This window comes from Prosthecobacter sp. (assembly GCF_049294395.1).
Classification (GTDB): Bacteria; Verrucomicrobiota; Verrucomicrobiia; order Verrucomicrobiales; family Verrucomicrobiaceae; genus Prosthecobacter.
In genome coordinates, this window is sequence record NZ_JBAQCR010000086.1 from 1 (window position 1) to 19,043 (window position 19,043).

20 protein-coding genes are annotated in these 19,043 nt (G+C 58.5%); 6 read left to right on the forward strand and 14 right to left on the reverse strand.

Annotated elements, in window-relative coordinates:
- Positions 1-191 (forward strand): NAD(P)-dependent oxidoreductase (locus tag WAW39_RS05695; RefSeq protein ID WP_422316670.1); only part of this gene is annotated, 191 nt, incomplete at its 5' end.
- Positions 192-206: 15 nt separating this feature from the next.
- Here WAW39_RS05695 and radC read toward each other — a convergent pair.
- From radC to WAW39_RS05740, 9 genes are all read right to left on the reverse strand, one after another.
- Entirely contained in the window at positions 207-902 is a 696-nt protein-coding gene (radC, locus tag WAW39_RS05700) for a RadC family protein (protein ID WP_422316672.1), read from the reverse strand.
- A 37-nt stretch (positions 903-939) separates the two neighbouring features.
- Positions 940-1,950, reverse strand: a complete 1,011-nt coding sequence (locus tag WAW39_RS05705; protein ID WP_422316674.1) for a polyprenyl synthetase family protein — start codon at positions 1,948-1,950, stop codon at positions 940-942.
- A gap of 101 nt (positions 1,951-2,051) precedes the next feature.
- Positions 2,052-2,669: an N-acetylmuramoyl-L-alanine amidase family protein gene (locus WAW39_RS05710; RefSeq protein WP_422316676.1), complete on the reverse strand. Its 618-nt coding sequence runs from the start codon at positions 2,667-2,669 to the stop codon at positions 2,052-2,054.
- A gap of 5 nt (positions 2,670-2,674) precedes the next feature.
- The gene (locus tag WAW39_RS05715) at positions 2,675-3,172 is read right to left on the reverse strand and encodes a LysM peptidoglycan-binding domain-containing protein (protein ID WP_422316678.1); all 498 of its coding nucleotides are present in this window, start codon (positions 3,170-3,172) and stop codon (positions 2,675-2,677) included.
- Between the two features lie 39 nt (positions 3,173-3,211).
- Positions 3,212-3,619, reverse strand: a complete 408-nt coding sequence (locus tag WAW39_RS05720; protein WP_422316680.1) for a hypothetical protein — start codon at positions 3,617-3,619, stop codon at positions 3,212-3,214.
- Positions 3,620-3,795: 176 nt separating this feature from the next.
- Positions 3,796-4,215, reverse strand: a complete 420-nt coding sequence (locus tag WAW39_RS05725; RefSeq protein ID WP_422316682.1) for a type II secretion system protein — start codon at positions 4,213-4,215, stop codon at positions 3,796-3,798.
- A 149-nt stretch (positions 4,216-4,364) separates the two neighbouring features.
- Positions 4,365-5,099 (reverse strand): TlyA family RNA methyltransferase, encoded by a 735-nt coding sequence (locus tag WAW39_RS05730; protein WP_422316684.1) that lies wholly within the window; start codon positions 5,097-5,099, stop codon positions 4,365-4,367.
- A 12-nt stretch (positions 5,100-5,111) separates the two neighbouring features.
- Complete coding sequence (locus tag WAW39_RS05735) at positions 5,112-5,681, reverse strand: hypothetical protein (protein WP_422316686.1); 570 nt, start codon at positions 5,679-5,681, stop codon at positions 5,112-5,114.
- Positions 5,682-5,727: 46 nt separating this feature from the next.
- Positions 5,728-6,618, reverse strand: a complete 891-nt coding sequence (locus WAW39_RS05740) for a hypothetical protein (protein ID WP_422316688.1) — start codon at positions 6,616-6,618, stop codon at positions 5,728-5,730.
- Positions 6,619-6,935: 317 nt separating this feature from the next.
- On the opposite strand from WAW39_RS05740, the gene WAW39_RS05745 reads away from it, so the two are divergent.
- From WAW39_RS05745 to WAW39_RS05755, 3 genes are all read left to right on the forward strand, one after another.
- The gene (locus WAW39_RS05745; RefSeq protein ID WP_422316690.1) at positions 6,936-7,193 is read left to right on the forward strand and encodes a hypothetical protein; all 258 of its coding nucleotides are present in this window, start codon (positions 6,936-6,938) and stop codon (positions 7,191-7,193) included.
- Positions 7,194-7,282: 89 nt separating this feature from the next.
- Positions 7,283-8,542, forward strand: a complete 1,260-nt coding sequence (locus tag WAW39_RS05750) for an MFS transporter (protein ID WP_422316692.1) — start codon at positions 7,283-7,285, stop codon at positions 8,540-8,542.
- Entirely contained in the window at positions 8,539-9,309 is a 771-nt protein-coding gene (locus WAW39_RS05755) for a carbon-nitrogen family hydrolase (RefSeq protein ID WP_422316694.1), read from the forward strand. The genes WAW39_RS05750 and WAW39_RS05755 overlap by 4 nt, the downstream gene beginning before the upstream one ends.
- On the opposite strand, the gene gmk is transcribed toward WAW39_RS05755, so the two are convergent.
- On the reverse strand, positions 9,310-9,912 hold the full coding sequence (gmk, locus tag WAW39_RS05760) for a guanylate kinase (RefSeq protein ID WP_422316696.1): 603 nt from the start codon (positions 9,910-9,912) through the stop codon (positions 9,310-9,312).
- 89 nt (positions 9,913-10,001) lie between these two features.
- Between gmk and WAW39_RS05765 the strand changes: the two genes are divergently transcribed.
- Entirely contained in the window at positions 10,002-11,342 is a 1,341-nt protein-coding gene (locus tag WAW39_RS05765; RefSeq protein ID WP_422316698.1) for a Gfo/Idh/MocA family protein, read from the forward strand.
- A 49-nt stretch (positions 11,343-11,391) separates the two neighbouring features.
- Here WAW39_RS05765 and WAW39_RS05770 read toward each other — a convergent pair whose 3' ends face one another.
- Complete coding sequence (locus tag WAW39_RS05770) at positions 11,392-12,666, reverse strand: efflux RND transporter periplasmic adaptor subunit (RefSeq protein ID WP_422316700.1); 1,275 nt, start codon at positions 12,664-12,666, stop codon at positions 11,392-11,394.
- Positions 12,667-12,804: 138 nt separating this feature from the next.
- Here WAW39_RS05770 and WAW39_RS05775 point away from each other — a divergent pair, with 138 nt between their 5' ends.
- Positions 12,805-13,608: an alpha/beta fold hydrolase gene (locus tag WAW39_RS05775; protein ID WP_422316702.1), complete on the forward strand. Its 804-nt coding sequence runs from the start codon at positions 12,805-12,807 to the stop codon at positions 13,606-13,608.
- 103 nt (positions 13,609-13,711) lie between these two features.
- Here WAW39_RS05775 and WAW39_RS05780 read toward each other — a convergent pair whose 3' ends face one another.
- From WAW39_RS05780 to WAW39_RS05790, 3 genes are read right to left on the reverse strand one after another with little or no spacing between them, the layout of a single operon-like run.
- A complete protein-coding gene (locus WAW39_RS05780; protein WP_422316704.1) occupies positions 13,712-16,807 on the reverse strand; it encodes a PAS domain S-box protein in 3,096 nt (1,031 codons plus the stop codon).
- A gap of 59 nt (positions 16,808-16,866) precedes the next feature.
- A complete protein-coding gene (locus WAW39_RS05785) occupies positions 16,867-17,733 on the reverse strand; it encodes an alpha/beta hydrolase (RefSeq protein WP_422316707.1) in 867 nt (288 codons plus the stop codon).
- Between the two features lie 22 nt (positions 17,734-17,755).
- Positions 17,756-19,039 (reverse strand): hypothetical protein, encoded by a 1,284-nt coding sequence (locus WAW39_RS05790; RefSeq protein ID WP_422316709.1) that lies wholly within the window; start codon positions 19,037-19,039, stop codon positions 17,756-17,758.
- Between the last annotated feature and the right edge of the window lie 4 nt (positions 19,040-19,043).

Genomic DNA, 19,043 nt, shown 5'->3' on the forward strand with positions numbered 1-19,043 from the left:
CAACTGATGTGCTCGACGAAGAACCACCGCCAGCCGACCACCCGCTGCTCAAGCACCCCAAGGCCCTCATCACGCCCCACATCGGTTCACGCACTTACGAAAGCGTGCCCCGCCAGGCCATGCGCGCCACGCTGAATCTCGTGAACTACCTCAAAGGGGAGAAGGACGTGATCCAGGCGAACAAGTGGTGACCTCCACCAGCAGCATTAAAGCATCCCGTGCTCCTTGAAGCTGAAGTAAGGCAGCGGGCGTGATTCAGCAGGTGTGCCGATGATGAGGTGGTCCTGGAGAAAAAGCCCGGTGGCTTCGGAAGCTTCACGGAGTCGGCGAGTGATGCGGCGGTCGGCCTCGCTCGGGGTGGGATCCCCGGAAGGGTGATTGTGAACGAGAACGAAGGCGTAGGCGTTATGGATGAGCACTTTCCGCAGCAGATCGCGCGGATGAGCGACGCATTCGTTCAAGCTGCCTTTGAAAGCCTCCTCACTGCGCATGACGGCAAGCTTTGTGTTGAGCAAAATAATGCGGACTGACTCGTGGCCGAGGGCCTGCATCTCGGGGCCGATGTAGTCGTAAATGCGCTGCGGACGATCGAGGATGACTTCTGTATGCGATGGCTCCTGTGCCGAGCGGCGGCCAAGCTCAAAAGCAGCGGCGAGCAGCGCGGTTTTCGCAGGCCCTAGGGCTTTGATCTTTCTCAAGATGGCAGGCTCCAGGCGGGAGAGGTCACGCAGGGATTTGTAGTCTCGCAGGATGCGCTGACCGATCTGAAGGGCGTTTTCACCCTTGGTGCCGGTGTTGATGAAGAGGGCGAGAAGTTCCGCATCTGAGAGCGCCTGAGGGCCGAGCCGGAGCAGACGCTCACGCGGGCGGTCGTTTTCTGGGATGTCGCGGATTCGACTCATGAATCGGTGCTCACTTCACACGACTAAATTAGAAAATTCAATGAAGAGCCCGGCACTGGTCCAGCAGGCTGTGCAGATAACCCACGATGTCTTCGAGCGCCTGTTTGTGCGGCGAGGCATTAAGGCAGACCAAATCGGCGCGGGCTTCGATCAGCATGTTTTGCGCGAACTTGACGGCGCGCTCGACAGCGCCTTCGTAGTCGGCGATGCCGGCAAGAATAGTGGTGTCCATGGGCTCGCCTTTGAGCAGCATGCGATTGAGCTTTTGCTTCTGCGCATCGGTGGCTCCTTCAAGGAGGTAAAGGATGGGCAGTGTGAGCTTGCCACGTGCGAGGTCGGTACGAAGCGTTTTGCCCACCGTTTTTTCGTCACCGACGATGTCGAGGCAGTCGTCGTAGATCTGGTAGGCAGTGCCGAGTTTGAGGCCGTAGTCCTTCAATGCCGCCTGCACGGAGTCGGGCTGCTGATTGAGACGGGCGCCAAGTTCACTGGCGGCGGCGAAGAGCGCGGCAGTCTTCATCTCGATCATCTTGAGATAATCGGTGACGGAGAGATTGAAATCGAAGCGGCGCTGGGTTTGCAGGATTTCCCCAGTGCAGACATCACGCGAGGCGCGGGCGATGGTGCGGCAGACATGCGTGTCTTCAAACTCAGTGGCGAGCTCAAGCGCGTAGGCGAAGAGGCTGTCCCCCAGCAGGACGCTGAGACTGCTGCCCCATTTCGCGACGGCGGTGGGCTGGGCGCGGCGAATGTCCGCACCATCCATGATGTCGTCATGAACAAGGGAGGCAATGTGGACGAGCTCGAGAATGACGGAAAGGCGCGTGTGACCTTCGTGCGTACCACCTGTGGCACCGCCGGCGAGCACGGCCAAAGCAGGACGGATACGCTTCCCCGAAGTTTTGCAGACATAACTCACGTAGCCTTCGACACCGGGATCAAACGCACGTGCTTGTTCGAGGATGGCCGTTTCCACGCGTTCCAAGTCTGCCCGCACGAGGTGAAACGGAAAAACAGGATTGCTGGCGCTGAGGGCTGGGGCTGACATGGAATCTACCTCATTCCATCCACCACGGCAGGGGCTTCGTCAAATGCCGTGCAGATGCCTCGCTAAAGTGAACTTTCAAAAGAAATGAAAGCCGGGCTTCACTATTTTCGTCTGGCGGCCAGAAGTCCGCTGACGATTGCATCGGCAAGTTTCTGGCGGTGAGCAGGATCCGCGCAGCGCAAGGCCTCGCGCTTGTTGCTGAGATAGCCGCATTCGACAAGCACGGCAGGCATCTCGGTCTCACGCAGCACTTTATAATTGCCATGAAAAATACCGCGAGTGCCACCGGTGACCTTGCTTTTGATCGAACGGCTGATGGCTGTGGCGATCCGTTTGCCGCGTGGGCTGCGGTAATACACCTCCCCACCCGAGATGATGGTTTTGCGGCTGCCATTGAAATGAATGCTGACAAAAACTGACGAGGGTACGCGATTAGCGATCCGCGCCCGCCGCTCGAGTTCCACAAAAGTGTCCGTGCGACGAGTCATGACGGTTTTAAGCCCCCTCGCTTTTAGCGCCGTTTCGACACGCTTCGCGACATCCAGGCAGAGCTTTTTTTCGACTAACCCATTCCAGACGGAGCCGCCGTCTTTGCCGCCATGGCCTGCATCAATCACCACTGCGGAAAAACGCAGCCGCCCCTCTGCCACAACAGCCGCCTCTCCTCCCACGAACAACGCCAGGCAGAAAGCAGCGATGCGTGAGGGGTGAGAGTACACAACCGCTAGGGAATTTTAAGCGTTCTGCCCGCGCGGATCTTGTCGGAAGACAGCCCGTTTGCAGCCTTGAGTTTCGCCACCGTGGTGCCGTTCCTGCGGGCGATGGCCCCCAGGCTGTCACCGCTCTTGATGGTGTATGAGCCGCCTTTGCGGGTGCTCTTGCTCCCGGAGCTCTTGCCGCCGGATTTGGATTTGGAGGAAGATTTTTTCTTGGAAGAACTGCGGGAGGAGGAACCGCCATGAGAGGAGCGCCAGGAGGAGTAGTCCATGCCAGCCCCCTGCCCGCCCTCGGCAGCCCAGTCACTTTTGTAATCACCGTTGGCCGCAAATGGATAATCTGCATGCCCCAAACTGTGTGGCGGCGTGTCCGGCGAACCATGCAGATTGATGACCGGCAGGTCTTTGGGCAGCCCCTTGATGTGGCCAGAATTTTCACACGCTGCCAGCAATAGCAGCGGTAAGACCAAACAAGCTTTGAGCAGCAATGGCGTACAATGGTTCATGCAAGAGTATGCGTCACTTTCGCCTGTTTCGTGCAGGAATCAATTCGCCGCATGAAAACGACTGATGCGCTGTTTGACCCGAGGAACACCATTTTTATCCTTCACGAAAACAATGGTGCGCTCATGATAATACCCTGCACCACTGGCTGGCAGGCTGTAACGCCAGTTGGCAACATCCGCACTGGGATCATTGCCTTCCATGGGGTTTCTGATCGTGTTATAAACAGTTCTGCCATCCATGCCGGGCCTCACCAGCGAGAAATTTCTTTCCGAAAACCCCATGGAATAGCGCGTGCCTGTGGAGCCTATATGGAACACCGCATTGATGGAGTCAGGGACAGTATAGCCGTATTTCACAGTACAAAAAACAACCATCAGCGCAGGGATAAGGATGATCACGGCCGGGGTGAAAAAATACCAGTTCTTTTTGACGAATGCAGAATTCATGAAGCCCGCATGCTGGTGGAAACGATGGCCGCAGGCAAGGTAAAACACATGGCAAATCAAGACCGCCTATTGCTCAGCTTGCGACAAAAACATCCCCCTCGTTCTCAGGCAGATTTGAGCAACAGGACACTTTCACTAAAGGCAGCATCGCGATTCCGATTCTGCTGCCCCATTGATTACAAGTGCTGATCTCCAGGTGGAGACGCTGTTGTGGTGTAAAGCAGTTGACCATCTTGCACCCGAAGGTATTTCGCAGCCCCTTGGATGTCTTCATCACTGAGACCCGGAACCACAAAGACCCGCCCACGCGTCGCCCCGCGCACCGACATGCCACCGCGCACAATGGCACGCACGGTATCGATCACACTCTCATCCTGCACAAAGTTCAGGTCAGCTGCCTGCGCCATCATGCAAGTAGAGCACAGCTCCTGCGCATTGCGGCGATCACGCGCTGCATAAGCGGCATCATTCTGACCCAGCATCGGGACCACCATTCCGACCATCACTCCAATAATGGCGATAGACATCAGGACCTCAAAAAGACTGAACGCCGAACAAGCTCGGCATTGCTTGGATATGTGCGCGTGGTTTTTCATGGCTGCCTGTATTTATGATGGTAAATTGTGATAATTATTGCAAAGATGCAACCTTAAAGTGTCAAATTTCGGTAAAAGGGTCATATACGCGTCTCACAATTGATAACGATAAGGCAGACCGACACTAATTTGAAAACCGACTCCGTGCATCACTGCTTGCCAAACCAAGCCAGAAACTCGCGATTACCTTCCGTTCCTTGAATGGAGGACTCAATCAAACCCCGCCATTCCAGTTCTGGCTGCGACTTCACGAACTCCTCAATTCGCGAACAGGCTTTGGCATGAAGTTCTGGTTCACGCACAATGCCCCCCTTGCCAATCTCCTCCCGTGAGAGCTCAAACTGAGGTTTGATCAAAACCAAGGCCTGCCCACCCGAACGCAGCGCCTGCAGCACCGCAGGCAGGACCAAGGTCAGGGAAATGAAAGAGAGATCAGCCACCAGGATATCGACCTCCTGGCCTATATCTTCCCGGCGCATGTGCCGAAGATTGAACTGCTCCCTTGAGACCACCCGCGGATCACTGCGCAGTTTCCAGGCGAGTTGATTGGTGCCGACATCGAAGGCGAAGACCTTCACAGCCCCGCGCTGCAGCAGGCAATCGGTGAATCCCCCCGTGGAGGCGCCGACATCTAGCGCGGTCATTCCAGTCACATCAATGCCAAAATGGCCCAGCGCACCTTCGAGCTTTAAACCACCACGGCTGACAAATTTGGGGCGCTCCCGAACGACGATCTGCTGGAGCTCAGCGACCAACCAACCCGGATGGGTGATGCGCTTGCCCATGACACTGACCTCGCCCGCCATGATCAGCCGTTTGGCCTGTTCACGTGAAGGCACAATGCCGAGCTTCAGCAGGGCGAGATCAAGACGTTCGCGGGGCATCTAGGATGATCGTTATTTCCGAATCGGCAGAATCAACTCGTCGCCTGCTTCAATGCGAACACCTGGAAGCGAGGCCGTGTTGTCGATGTCCACGACGGCTTCCGCTGCTTCGATGGTTTCACCCACGATCACGCGGCCGACCAGTCCGTTGCCGCGGCGGACATCGAATTTCATCCCGCCGGCCAGTTGTTTGTCTTTTCCAGCACTGATCACGGCAAAGCCCTGATCATTGTGTACTTCAATCACCTTGGCGAAGGCTGGCATGCCCAAAAGCTGCTTTTGCAGATCAGTCAGAGGCGCTGCTGCCGCTGCAGGTGAGGCATACGTGGCCGGGGTTCCAGGCATCAGGTTGCTTCCGGCCAGAGGCGGCACTGAGGTCGCCGGCACTTCCGGCGGCGGCGGCAAAGCTGTCACCGTGTCAGGTTTCGCCGGCATGGCCATCTCATGGGCTGCCTGCTGCCTGCGCACCAGTTCGAGTTCTTTGCGCGCTCCTTTGGCCTCCTCCTGTGCCTCCCAGGCCAGATAGCCGGTGATGGCGAGCAGAATGATCGTGAGAGCCAGGGCATAATGAGAGAGACGCATGCCGCATGCTAGACGCAAGCTCAGCGCGGATCAACCCCCTCTCACTTCAGCGCAGCAGTCCAAGCAGTTCACGCATGCGCAGCTCGATGTTGAGCAGGCTGGCCTGCACGCCGGCCAGCCACTCCATGTCAGCACCTTGGGGATGCTGCTGCACCAGCTTGTCTGTCGCATTCAAGGCCGCCGCAAACAGGGGCAGACTTTGTTCAAGATCGACCACCAAAAACTGCCATTGATCTTTTTCTGCTTGGGCAAACTGACGCAGCACATGGATAAGATGCGCAGCCAGATCTGCCACCGTGGAGAGCAGACGCAGGACCGCCGGGCGGGTGCGCACCTCCTCATTGAAAACAAGCAGACTTTGAAAACGCCGCAGTTCCTTGGCCAGCGCCGCAGAGCGCGCCACGGGATTTAGACCTGTGCTTCCCTGCCCTTTGGCGGGTGTTTGACGGGGCGGCTCGATGGTGGGATCATTCTTGATTGAGGCGAATGGATCGCTGCCTGGTTTGGCAGGCTGAAATGGGTCGTCAAACCCGGGACTATGCAAAGCATCAGCAGATTTTGAATTTCGGCTGGTCCCCAGCAGGAAATGCTTCCGCCTGGCCCGGTTCTGTCGCAGCAAGGCGGCCTCTTCCTCCTTGGTCAGCTGCCAGCGCGGTGATGAGACACGCATCTGCAAATGCCAGGACTGAATCAGGATGCGCTGGTGATCCTGATTGAACCACTCAAAAAACAGCAAATTTTTCAGCCCGGGCGGCTCAGGCAAAGTACAAACCGTGCCAGATTGTGATCTTCGGCGCGGGAGTTTCAGGACGCGGGAGGAGGCTGTCATCAAACCGCTGTACCCATACTGCATAGCCGAGATGGCATCCACATGGTCTTCATTGGCATTTGGAAGTGGATTGTGAAAGTCCACCCGGCAGCCGGCAATATCGCGCATAAAATTGCCCACCAATTCAACTCGTACGGGCTGATTCTGACCTGCGAGGTGAAACACTCCTGTAACCAAGCCGGGTACTTCGTTGGAAAGGTACCCGCCGAGGATGGACGATTCTAGGCAAATAATCATTAATTGTCATATAAACTAGAGGCCAGTGGGGGGTGTCGCAAGCAGACATGCCTCCAATAAAGCAAAAATTAGTCCTAGTTTAGCCTGCCCCATTTTTTGTGGAACTGTGGCAAGATTGATGCTTGTTCCACAGCTCATGTGATGTTACGGCCCAGTTCCCCAAAACCTAAACACCAATAAAACATACCATGAAAGACCTCGTCTACCTCAGCCGCGCCTTCGTTGAATTCGGACCATTCGCCAAAAAAGAAATCCTCGATTTCCAGAAGCGCGGGCTCCTCACTGAAACTGATTATCTCCGCGATGAAGGCAGTGACAGCTGGGTTCATTATCAGGAATGGCTGACCGTCGTCCCAATGCCAGCGCCAAAACTGGTCAAGAAGGCCACTGAGAAGGCTCCTGCGGCCAAAGCACCTGCTGCAAAGAAATCCAAGAAAGCCGCGTGATGCGGAGGCGAGGCGCGCAGCGCCTTGCCTGTTTGCGATCTCTAGTCTGATGCGCGCCCAGCCTCCGTGCTGGACGCGCATCTTTGTTCATGCGAATAGCCCGTGTGAACGAAGCCGATGCCATCACCTCCCGAACCTTGCGCAACGAACTGTGGCGCTCGATTCCCTCGGGAGTCATCGACACCCTGACCGCCACCTTCGGAATGCTCATCGCCGTGCGGGTGTTTCACATGAGCGATGTGGCAAAGTCCGTCTTTCTCAGCGCCACCAGTGGCGGCATGGTGGCCAGCTTGTTCGTGGTGCCACTTCTGCTGCGAGCCAAAAGCACCATCGCGCGCACAGCGGCCAAAGTACAGTTGCTGGGCGGTGGCTGCATGGCCGTATCAGCGGCGTTTCCACACAACCCTCTGCTTTACATTGGCGGACTGAGCCTTGGCTTATTCTGCCTGACCATGCAGATCCCTTTGCTGACACAGATTTACCGCATCAATTACCCTGCCGAAAAACGCGGCAAACTGTATGCGGTCACTGGGGTCACACGGGCGGCGGCGGCGGTGTGCTTCGGCTTTGTGGGTGGCAAACTTCTCGGCTGGGACATTGCGAACTACACATGGCTCTTGTGGGCCTTCGCCGCCAGCGGCTTCATTTCAGGCTTCTGGACGTATGGCCTGCCAGTCACCGCGTGGGAAGCACCGGAAAACTCCAGCACCAGCCTCTGGAGTTCCATGCGCTGGGTGCGTGAGGACCGCGATTTCCGCACGCTGCTCATCTCCTGGATGATGATGGGCATTGGCAATCTCGCTGCAGCATGCCTGTTCGTCGAATACCTCGCCAACCCGCGTCACGGCATCAACTTGAGCGAGTTCAATGTCGCCTGGATCACCGGGGTGGTGCCGGTGCTCGCTCGCGTCGTCTTTTCTTATCCCTGGGGGCTGGTTTATGACCGCTTCCACCTCTTCACGGTGCGTGCAGTGCTGAACGTCTTCTTTGCCGCCGGCATCCTCTGCTTCTTCCTTGGACACAGCCTCTTCTGGTGGACCTTTGGCATGGCTTTGTGGGGCATGGCCAATGCGGGTGGCAATGTCACCTGGGCGCTCTGGGTCACCAAGCTCGCGGACAAACATGCCGTCGCCGAGTACATGAGCGTGCATACCTTTCTCACCGGCGTGCGCGGCCTCATTGCCCCTTCCCTGGCTTTCGCCATGATCAAGGTCATGTCGTTCGACACCTTCGCCATCGTCTGCGGCCTTACCATTCTTTCCGCCAGCGGCTTCATCGGCGTTCGCGCCCGCAGCAATTCTGAATCCACTGATCGTCTCCGTCCGGGTGCCCGTAAAGAACGTTTATGAATGTCCACCTCGTCCAAATCAATTCCGTCTGGGAAGACCGTTCAACCAATCACGCCAAGGCGCGCCAGTTGATCGCCAGCGCCAGTCCGCAGCCAGGATCGCTCATCATCCTGCCGGAGACCTTCTCCACCGGCTTCAGCATGAATCTTTCCGTCACCGCCGAGTCAACGAATGGCCTCACCGAGCAATTCCTGCGCGAAATGGCCGCGCAATACCAAAGCTGCGTCATCGGTGGAGTGGTAACCTCCACTGAAGATGGTCGTGGCATGAACCAAGCCCTCGCCATCGCTCCCGATGGCACCGTCCTTGCCCGCTACACCAAAAATTACCCATTCAGTCTGGGCGGCGAAGACCGCGCCCATCTCGCAGGCACGGACGTCAGCATCTTTGAATGGCAGGGGCTGCGCATCGCCCCACTCATCTGCTATGATCTGCGCTTTCCTGAACTCGCGCGCACTGCCGTCCGCGCCGGAGCTGAAGTGCTTGTCTTCATCGCCGCCTGGCCAGTGAAACGCATCCAGCACTGGATCACGCTGCTCCAAGCCCGCGCCATCGAAAACCTGGCCTATGTCGTCGGCGTCAACCGCTGCGGCACCGATCCCGAGTTCACTTATACGGGTCGCAGCCTCGTTGTCGATCCCCACGGCCTCATCATCGCGGATGCCGCCGAGCAGGAGCGTGTCATCAGCGCGCGGATCGATCCAGCCGTGCTCCGCGAATGGCGCAGTCAGTTCCCTGCTCTCAGAGACGCCGGCATCCCGTCCTGATCACCACAGGCTTGTCCGCATCCGTCCAGCTTCGAGAATGGCATCAAATCGCCGTGCATCGTCCTCCCGTGTGCCGCTGACCAGCACGTAACCATACTTGCGCCAGTGCTCCATCTCTGCCGCTGCGTTCTGCATGCGCAGTTCAAACGCAGCAGCATCCTCCGTAGCGCGGCCGGAGAGGCGGTTGCGCAGCTCCTCCAGGCTGGGCGGCATCACGAAAATCTCCAGCAGGCAGCGCTTCACCAGTTCGTCCTCGCAGGCGCGCACCTGCATCGCTCCCTGCACGTCGATGTCCATGATCACATCCACCCCGCGTTTGAGATTCTCATACACATAGCTCTTTAGGGTTCCGTAAAGTCGGCCATGCACCCGGGCATACTCAAACAGCTCTCCACGCTCCACCCGTGCCAAGAAATCCTCCTCGGTCAGGAAAAAGTAATCCTTCCCATCCACCTCTCCCGCTCTGGGGGCACGCGTCGTGCAGGAAACGGAAAAGACCGCCTCGCCGCGATCACACACTTTCCGTGACAGCGTCGTCTTGCCGGTGCCCGAAGGCCCCGAAACGATGATCAACTGCCCAAGCCGCTGTTTTGAGAATTCCATCCTGCCGAATACCCACGCCAACCCCGAGTGCAAGAGACTTGGCAAATGGACTGTACTGCTCCACCCTAAAATCCCACCCAACACCAACCATGCAAACCGCATCCTCACGCCGTCAGTTCGTCAAAGTTGCCGCCGCCTCGGTGGCAGCTCCCTTCATTCTCCCCTCACGTGTCTGGTCGCAATCGGCCAATGGCAAGATCCGCATGGGCTTCATCGGCCTCGGAAAGCAGATGGGCGGCCTCATCAGCAAATTCCTCCAGTATCCTGACATCGAGGTCGTCGCCGTCTGCGACGTGTATGACGTGCGGCGCGATCTTTACAAAAAGAAGGTCGATGACCACTACGCGAAGACGGGCGGCAGCGCCAAGCCCTGCGAGACCACTGGCGACTTCCGCAAGATCACCGAGCGCACCGACATCGACGCCGTGTGCATCGCCACACCGGACCACTGGCACGCCATCATCACCAACAGCGCCCTTAGCCACGGCAAGGACGTTTACTGTGAGAAGCCGCTCACGCATAACATTCACGAGGCTGTCTCCGTTGTCGAAACCGTCAAAAAGAACAACCGCGTGCTTCAGACCGGCTCCATGCAGCGCTCCAGCAAGGAATTCCGCATCGCCTGCGAACTCGTGCGCAACGGCGTCATCGGCAAGGTCGAGCGCGTCACTATCACCATTGGCGATCCCGCCAAGCCGAACGCCTACCCCGAAGAAGCGACGCCCGCAGGCCTCGACTGGGACATGTGGTGCGGCCCGGCTCCGCTCGTCCCCTTCAACCACGAGCTCTGCCCCATCGGCGAAAGCACTACCTTCCCCAACTGGCGCAAGACCCGCGAATTCGGCGGTGGCATGATCACCGACTGGGGCGCGCATCACATCGACATCGCCCAGTGGGGCCTTGGCATGGATGAAAACGGTCCGGTTGAGGTCAAAGCGCCCGCCGACTACCAAAACGCCAAGCGCGGCGCGCAGCTCGTCTACGCCAGCGGTGCGGTGCTCTCTCACGCAGAAGGCAGCCACGGCTGCACCTTCCACGGCACCGAGGGCGAGGTGAACGTCGGGCGCGGCAAATTTGCCCTCAGCCTCGGCGGTAAAGAAGTCCACGCCTTCCACGGCAAAGATAAATCCGCAGGCACTTCCGTCGATCGCGAAGTCGCCCTCGCCGAACGTGACTTCCTCAAGGACAAGAAACTCTCACTCTACGAGAGCAAGGATCAGATCGCCGACTTCGTCGCCAGCATGAAGAGCCGCAAGCAGCCGATCTGTCACGCCGGCGTGGGAGCCAGCAGCGCCATCGCCTGCCACCTCATGAACTTCGCCTATTGGTACGGCGCCAACATCAAGTGGAATCCCACTGAGCACACTTTCGTGAGCGGCGGCGATCCCAAGTGGCTCACCCGCGACTACCGCGCCGGCTGGAAGGTCTAAAACAAAGCCCGTCAGCACTTCCAAGGCGGCCTCGAAAGAGGCCGCTCTTTTATTTTACCTCAGCGCGCTTCACCACGCTTGTTCCATCCCGCACGGTATCCGGTGGGTGCATCAGCACTTCATCCCCTTTCTTGAGGCCTGCCAGCACCTGGGTGAGTTTACCGTCAGTGCGTCCAGCCTTGACCACCACAGCCTTGGCGCTGCCGCCATCAAAAACAAAGGTCTTCCACTCGCTGCCTTCACGGAACAACGCCCCCGCCGGCACCAGCAGGGTGTCATCGCTGTGCCATACAGCCACACGCACTTCCACGCGGTAGCGGTCTCCCAGTGCTTTTAATGCGGGCGTCTGCTCCGTAAAATCACTCAGTACCAGCACGCGCTGCTCTTCCACACCCAGCGCGGACACCTTGGTGAAAGCTGCTGGTTCCACACGACGCACGCGGGCTTTTGCCGGCTCATCGCCCCCCCACTGCTCCACCGTGACGAGCGCCCCAGGTTTGATCGTCACCGCATCGCGTGAGAGGATTTCCGCCTCGATTTCCAAATCCGTGGGGTCACCGATTTCCAAAATGGGCGCGCCCGGCGCCACAATCGTCGCGCTCTCCTGCTGCACCCGCAGCACAACGCCGCTGACCGGAGCGCGCACTTCGATGAATGCACCGCCTGCGCTCGGTTTATCGATCTGCTGCAGCGCCGCCTTGGCCTGCACCAGCTCAAAATCCGCCACCTGGAGGGCAAACTCGGCCGAACGAACTTCACGCATTTTCATTTCTGCCTCACGCTCAAACGTGTCACGGTCAGTGTCGCTGACGGTACCCTTGTCCGTGTTGTTCTTGATGCGGTCCCAGTTCGCCTGCGCATATTTCAGGCCGGTGCGTGACATTTCGATGTCTTCGTTGGCCCGGCTGCGGGTGGCAGTCGCCGCATCAACACGTGCCTGTGCCTGGGATCGCGCACGCGCATCCAGCAATGGTGAAAGCGTCGGCTCGATGCGGGTGAGCACTGTTTCTCCTGCCTTCACCGCGTCTCCAGCCTTTAAAGTCACGCGCTGCATGCTGCCCGCCACCGGTGCGGCGACGATGTGGCGGTTGCGAATGCGTGTCTTGCCTTCCTCGGACACATACACCGTCAACGGCCCCTGATGAACCACTCCAGTCTCAACTTCCACCGCCCGCGGCTGCAAGGCGTAGAACATAGCCAGCACCAATGCGCCGGCCACAGACCAGAATGCCAGCTTGCGTGACAGGCTGCGTCGCGTGATCGGAACTTTCGTTTCCCAGGGCGGCACGGAGGGTTGCTGTGTTTCGGTTGGAGCGTCAGGCATGGCGTGCGCCCACTATGCGCGAAGTTCGTGCGGCGGCAGGTGATTTTTGCTTGTTGCTTTCACCGATCTCTGTTCACAGTTTGCCGTTCGCGGCCTGACCTGCGAACAGCCAACCATCCAACCGACAAATTCACTCTTATGCCCCACGTCGAAACCAACGGAATCAAGATGTTTTATCAAGAACGCGGCAGCGGCGAACCGCTCGTCTGCATCATGGGAGTCACCGCTCCCGGAGGCGTGTGGGACGCGCATGCCCAGGCATGGGAAAAGCACTTCCGCTGCATCCTCGGTGACAACCGCGGCGTGGGCGAAACCGACAAGCCCGCCGGCCCCTACACCACCGCCATGATGGCCGACGACTACGCCGGACTCATGGACAAGCTCGGCATCAAGCAGGCCCGTGTCGTAGGCTGCTCGCTCGGCTCAGTCATTGCCCAGCAGCTCGCCCTGCGTCATCCCGAAAAGGTGAAGAGCATGATCCTCATGTGCACCTGGGCCCGGCAGGATCGCTTCGGCCTCTACACCTGGCAGCACCTCATGAAGGCCAAGGCGACCATGCGTCCTGAAGACTTCATGCAGTGGATTCAGATGCTCATCTTCACCAAGCCGTGGTTCGACAACGACGACTGCTGGAACAACATGCAGCAGGGCCTCAAAGACGCCGCCACCAATCCTGCGCCACAGCCCCTGCACGCCACCGAGGCGCAGAGCGCAGCCGCCATGACGCACAACACCCTCAACGAACTCAAAAACGTGAAGTGCCCCACTCTCGTGATCGGCGGCAAGGACGACACCTTCACCCCTCAGTGGATGGGCAAGGAAGTCGCCGCCGCAATCCCTGGCGCCGAACTGCACCTCTATGACAACGCCGGCCATGCTTTCCACTGGGAACAGCTGGGTGATTTTAATCCGCGCTCGACTGAGTGGCTGCTGAAGCATTGATCCAGCCAGTATTCCCGCTCATCAAGAAACAGGCACGCGAGGTTGAAACTGCGTGCCTGTTTTCGTTACCGGTTTCGTCCTGCTGATGACTGAAGAATAAGCATCACCGCTTCTTCCTGCCTGGCTCGTATGGAAAGCGGCAGGTCACGACGACTCCACGCCGGGGCTTGGCCTTGATCGTCAGCCGCGCTCCGATGAGGTTGGCGCGGTAATCCATCACCCGCACGCCGATGCCGTTGTGCTGACCGCCTTTGGTCTTTTTCAATCCGGCCCCGTCGTCTTCGATTCGCAGCTCACACTCGGTCTGGCTCACGTGCTGCAGGGACAGTTTTACTTCCGAGGGCTTGCCATGGCGCAGGGCATTGTTGACCGCCTCCTGTGCAATGCGGAACAGATGAGCTTCAATATCGTTGTTTTGAATCGCGATACCCGCGTCCACGTCGCACAAGCATGGCGTGCGGAAGTTGGTGCGCACAGTTTCGGCCAGCAATTGCAGCGCACCCACGAGACCGCGGTACTTCACACTGGTGGGCGAGAGACCGTGTGACATGCGACGAACTTCGGAAACGGACTGGCGCAGGAGTTCATGAATGCGCTGAGCCTGCTGCCGGGGCTCGCCATCCAGGTCTGCCTCCAATGCTTCCAGCAGTGAGACAATGCCGGTCATGGTCTGGCCCACGCCATCGTGCAGATCGTGCCCCACACGCGCCTGTTCCTGCTCCACCACACGCAGCACCTCCTGCTGCAGACGATTGCGTTCCGTCATGTCTGTTCCCGTGACCACGATGCGGTCCAGCGTGCCATCCGGTTTGCAGGTGGCAATGCTGCGCAGTTCGACAATGCGCCACTCCCCGCTCTTCGTCCGCAGGCGAGAATCCGTGGGCGGATTTTTTTCCCCACGCAGGAGGCGGGCAAAACGCTCCTTCGAGCTCACCGTCTCGGCCTCATCCATGAGACCAATTTCCCAGGGGGTTTTGCCGATCACGTGCTTGTTGCTGTACCCCATGGTTTCGCTGAACGACGCATTGGCATGCACGAAGCGCCCGTCCAGATCCAGCACGACGATGAATGCGGATGTATGGCTCACCAACGCCTGGTTGTAGGCCAGTTCGCGACGGTAGTCGAGCTCCACACGTTTGCGCTCTGTGATGTCTTCCACCACGGCGACATGACGCAAGGGCGGCTCACCGGGAAGCCACATCGGTGCAACGGTCAGATTCACCCATTTCAGGGTGCCGTCTGGCAGCAAGTTGCGTTTTTCGAGGTTGTAGCTGCGAATCTTTCCCGCCTTCAATTCCTCCATGCGCTGCAAGGATTTCGGCAAATCCTCCGGCAGGGTCACATCACTGAAAGTCAGTTTCAGCATCTCATCGCGCGAGCGCTGATTGATCTCACAAATGCGCTGGTTCACGCTGAGAAAACGTCCCGTGGTGGTGTCCATTTCAGCAACGCCTACTGCGGCCTGCTCAAACACGGCACGGAAACGCTGCTCGCTGGCCAGCAGCGCCTGCTCAGCCCACTTGCGGTCTGAGATGTCTGAAATGGTGCCGGTCATGCGCACCGCCTCTCCTCGCTCATTCCAGTCGGCTTCTCCCCGGGTGAGAAACCAGCGGTATTCGCCGTTCTTGTTGCACAATCGAAGTTCCACCTGATAAGGCACACGCTTTTCAAAGTGCGCCTTTCGTGCCGCTTGCACCCGCGGCCAGTCCTCCGGGTGCAACCGGGACATGAACGACTCCTGGTCCTTGCCAAGATGATCAGCCTCCTCAAATCCAAGCATCTGCTTCCAGCGCGGTGAGAGGTAGGTTTCACCTGTCACAATGTTCCACTCCCACAAACCGTCTGTCGTGGCACGCATGGCACGTGCATAGCGCTCCTCGCTGACCAGCAGCGCCAGCTTGCGTTCTTCACGTTCAATGGTCAGTGCGGCCAGGCGTGCAGCGGCTGTGATCGCTTGAATTTCCTTCTGGTCCGGCGTGTGAATCTCACGGCGATAGCAGGCGAAGGCCCCCAGCACCTGCCCTGCGCCACTCACCACTGGCTCAGACCAGCAGGCAAGCAACCTGGCCTTCTCCGCGAGTTTGTGAAATGGCTCCAGACAGGGATCGGCCAGTATATCCGCACATATCACCCGTTTGCCACTGAAGGTGGCCACACCGCAGATGCCGGTGTCAGCAGCAATAGGTGCTCCATCCAGTGCCTTTTTCACATACTCGGGCAGACTGGGGGCAGCGTGCAAACGCAGCCTCGTGCCAGTTTCATCAGCCAGCATCACGCTGCAGCGCATGCCGGGATGCCCAGCCTCAACGCTGCGCACGATGGCCTCCAGTACGGCGGCGCACGGAGCCCCCTCCACGATCAGCTGCAAATTATGCTCCTCCCGCTCCTCGGCTGCCTTGCGGCGGGAGATGTCTTCCAGCGTTCCTGTCATGCGCAAGGCTCGCTGCTGATCATCTCGGCGAATGACCTTGCCACGACCCATCACCCATTTCCACGAACCATCCTTGCAACGCATGCGAAACTCCCGGTCAAAACCGTCGGTTCGCCGCATCAAATGATCATTTACTGCCAGTTCGGTTCCCGGCAGATCTTCGGGATGCACCATTCCCTGCCAGCCGATTGCTGCGTCTGGGGTTGGCTCATCTCCACGATAGCCGAGCATCACCTTGAACTGGCTGGATCGGAAGATTGTGTTACGTGTTAGATCCCAGTCCCACACTCCAAAACCTGAACTCTCGAGGGCAAACTTCCAGCGTTGCTCTCCCTCCTGCAGGCGCTGTTCCGCCAGCACACGCTCCGTGATGTCCCGTCCGACCGACTGCATCTCCTTCAGCAGCCCCTGATCATCGAAGAAGGCACGATTGACGAACTCCATCCACCTCAACCGCCCTTTGCCGTCATAAACCCGGTTCTCAATGACAACGACCGGAGTCTTCGGCGAAAGCAGCCGCAGCCTCTCCTCGATCAGCTGCACGTCCTCGGTCACTGCGCCAGGCTGCCATCGCTGGCCGATCAGCTGCTCACGTGTCCTGCCAAAGAAGCGACAGTAAACTTCGTTCACATAGGTGAGGGTGCCATCCGGAAGAAAGCGGCAAATAATCTCCGTCAGATCCTCCACCACGATGCGGTGGGAATCTGGAGCTAGCAGCTCACTCGCTGTAGCCGGCGGGGCTTTGGTTCGGGCATTGCGTGTCTTCATGCAGGCACAGCGTCACCATAGTCCGGTTCGGAGTACAAGCCACCACACAGATGAGGGGATCACGGAATGTATCCCATCGACTTCATCCATTCCGCCACACGGTTTGGCCAGTCGTTTACTGGACCACCGCTTTTGCGCATGCCGAAACCGTGGCCTCCTTTGGCGTAAATGTGCAGCTCGCAGGGGATGTTGAGCTTTTTGTATTCTAGATAGAGCAATGCGCTCGCGCTGGCCGGCCACGGATCGTCATTGGCATGAACGAAGCACATCGGCGGCGATTTGGCAGTGACTTCAAAACCCGGCAGCAGATGCGTGATGTCCTCCTTGCTGACGAGGTAGGCTGGGTAAACAGGGATGGCAAAATTCGGTGTCGCGTCCTCGACATCGAGCGCAGGATCAGTCGTGTAAGTCCGCGCATTCGCATGCAGCGCCGTCATCACTGTCAGATGTCCGCCGGCTGAAAAGCCGAGAATGCCGATGCGATCAGGCTTGAGACCCCACTCCGCTGCGTGATGACGAATGATGCCCATCGCGCGCTGTGCATCCTGCAAAGCCTCGCGGCCTGGGTCCTTCGGATCACGCTTCGGCACACGGTATTTGAGCAGAATGCCGGTGACACCATGCTGTTTGAGAAATTCACACACCTGCGAGCCTTCATGCTCATACGCGAGGATGCCGTAGCCGCCGCCAGGGCACACCATCACCGCCGTGCCGTTTGGTTTCTCTGGTTTGAAAACCGTGATCATGGGATCGGTCACGTTCGTGATGCGCTGCACATCATCTGCCGATTTTTTCGGCACTTCCTTCTCAGCCTCGATCTTCACCCCGGGCTGTTCTGGCGCACCTCCCGGCCAAAGTTTCACAACGATCGGTTCGGCGGCAAAAAGCGACGAAGAGACAAACAGAAGGGCGGGAATGAGCTTCATGGTGCCGCCAATGGAGCGGAAATCACCTCGCAACGCAAGGCAGCATCATCGCATCCCGCATGCCATGGAGGATTTTTTTGTCCGCCGGACAGACCGTGGCCAGCACCCCGCCGAGCGCAGGGTCATTGTCTTCCTCAGACGTAGCAAAATAATAAGGGCACAACCGCACCCGGCTCTGCATCGCCCGCGTTGCCTGCTTGTCTTCATCCCAGGCCGGATGCGTCACCACCCTGGCGCGATGAAACTCCTGCAACACGAAAGGATTCGTCGGGAAGCTAGCTAAAGCCTCATCAATCGCCGTGCCCCACTGCTCTTGTGACAAATCGTGCCCGATGAACACCCCGCGCGATCCCCAGCCGCGCTCGGAAAAACCGCTGATCTTCAGCACGAGCTGCCGCTGCTTGCCCCCGAAAGCTTTCATCTCATGCCAGCTCTGAATGTCGAGCTTCGGCCACACCGCAAAAGGCGGCAGTGGCACCGGATCGACCACCCAGCCCATCGGGATGCATTGCTGCAAGAGCGTCAGATGCTCAGCGCTGAGTGCCGAGCTCCAATAATCCACCAGTGCGGGCGACCAAAACAACGCCAGCCACAGCTTCTCTTCGAGGAAGGCTTTGATCGGCGGCGTAAACCTAAGCTCACCACGCTCCGCCATGCGCAGCATCACATCAGAATTTTCCACGTTCGCGAGATCAAACAGCTCGAAAAAGCGGTAAATTGCAGCGCCATTGAGCTCATAAGGCTGCACCTCCCACGGCCGCAGCACGCGACGTCCCAGGCGCTCCGCCAACCAGCTCATTTCCGGAAGGTAATCGCCCGATTCACGCGAGATGAGGATGTCCTCGCTCGGAAACGCAGCGGCAAAGCCATCGACCATCCCTGCGGCTCCGCCGATGACTTCTTGACCCAGCGCGGCGTAGGTCTCATTCAGCCAAGCTGTTAAACCAATGCCCCCGGGCAGCGAATCCAGCTCCGAGATGGTCACGCCGGTTTCCGTCAGCACCAAGTCCGGCCGGAGCACGCGCGGCAGGTCTTCATGCCAGCGCGGGTTCCTCCCCAGATCCAGCACGCGCTGCGGTTTGCCCTGATCCAGCAGCTTTGCCACCCACGGACAGGCCTCATCAAAGTACAGCCGATTGCACGCCCGCTGAAAGGCGCGCAGTGCAGGCCCTAGATTGCGGATCAACGTCACCGTTGCCGTATCCAAGGCGAACGCTTCCGGAGATAGCACCCATTCCTTCTCCGCAAAGAAGCCTTGGGAAGGAAAAGAGGAACGTATGTGATGGATGTTGGCCGAATCTGTCATGCTG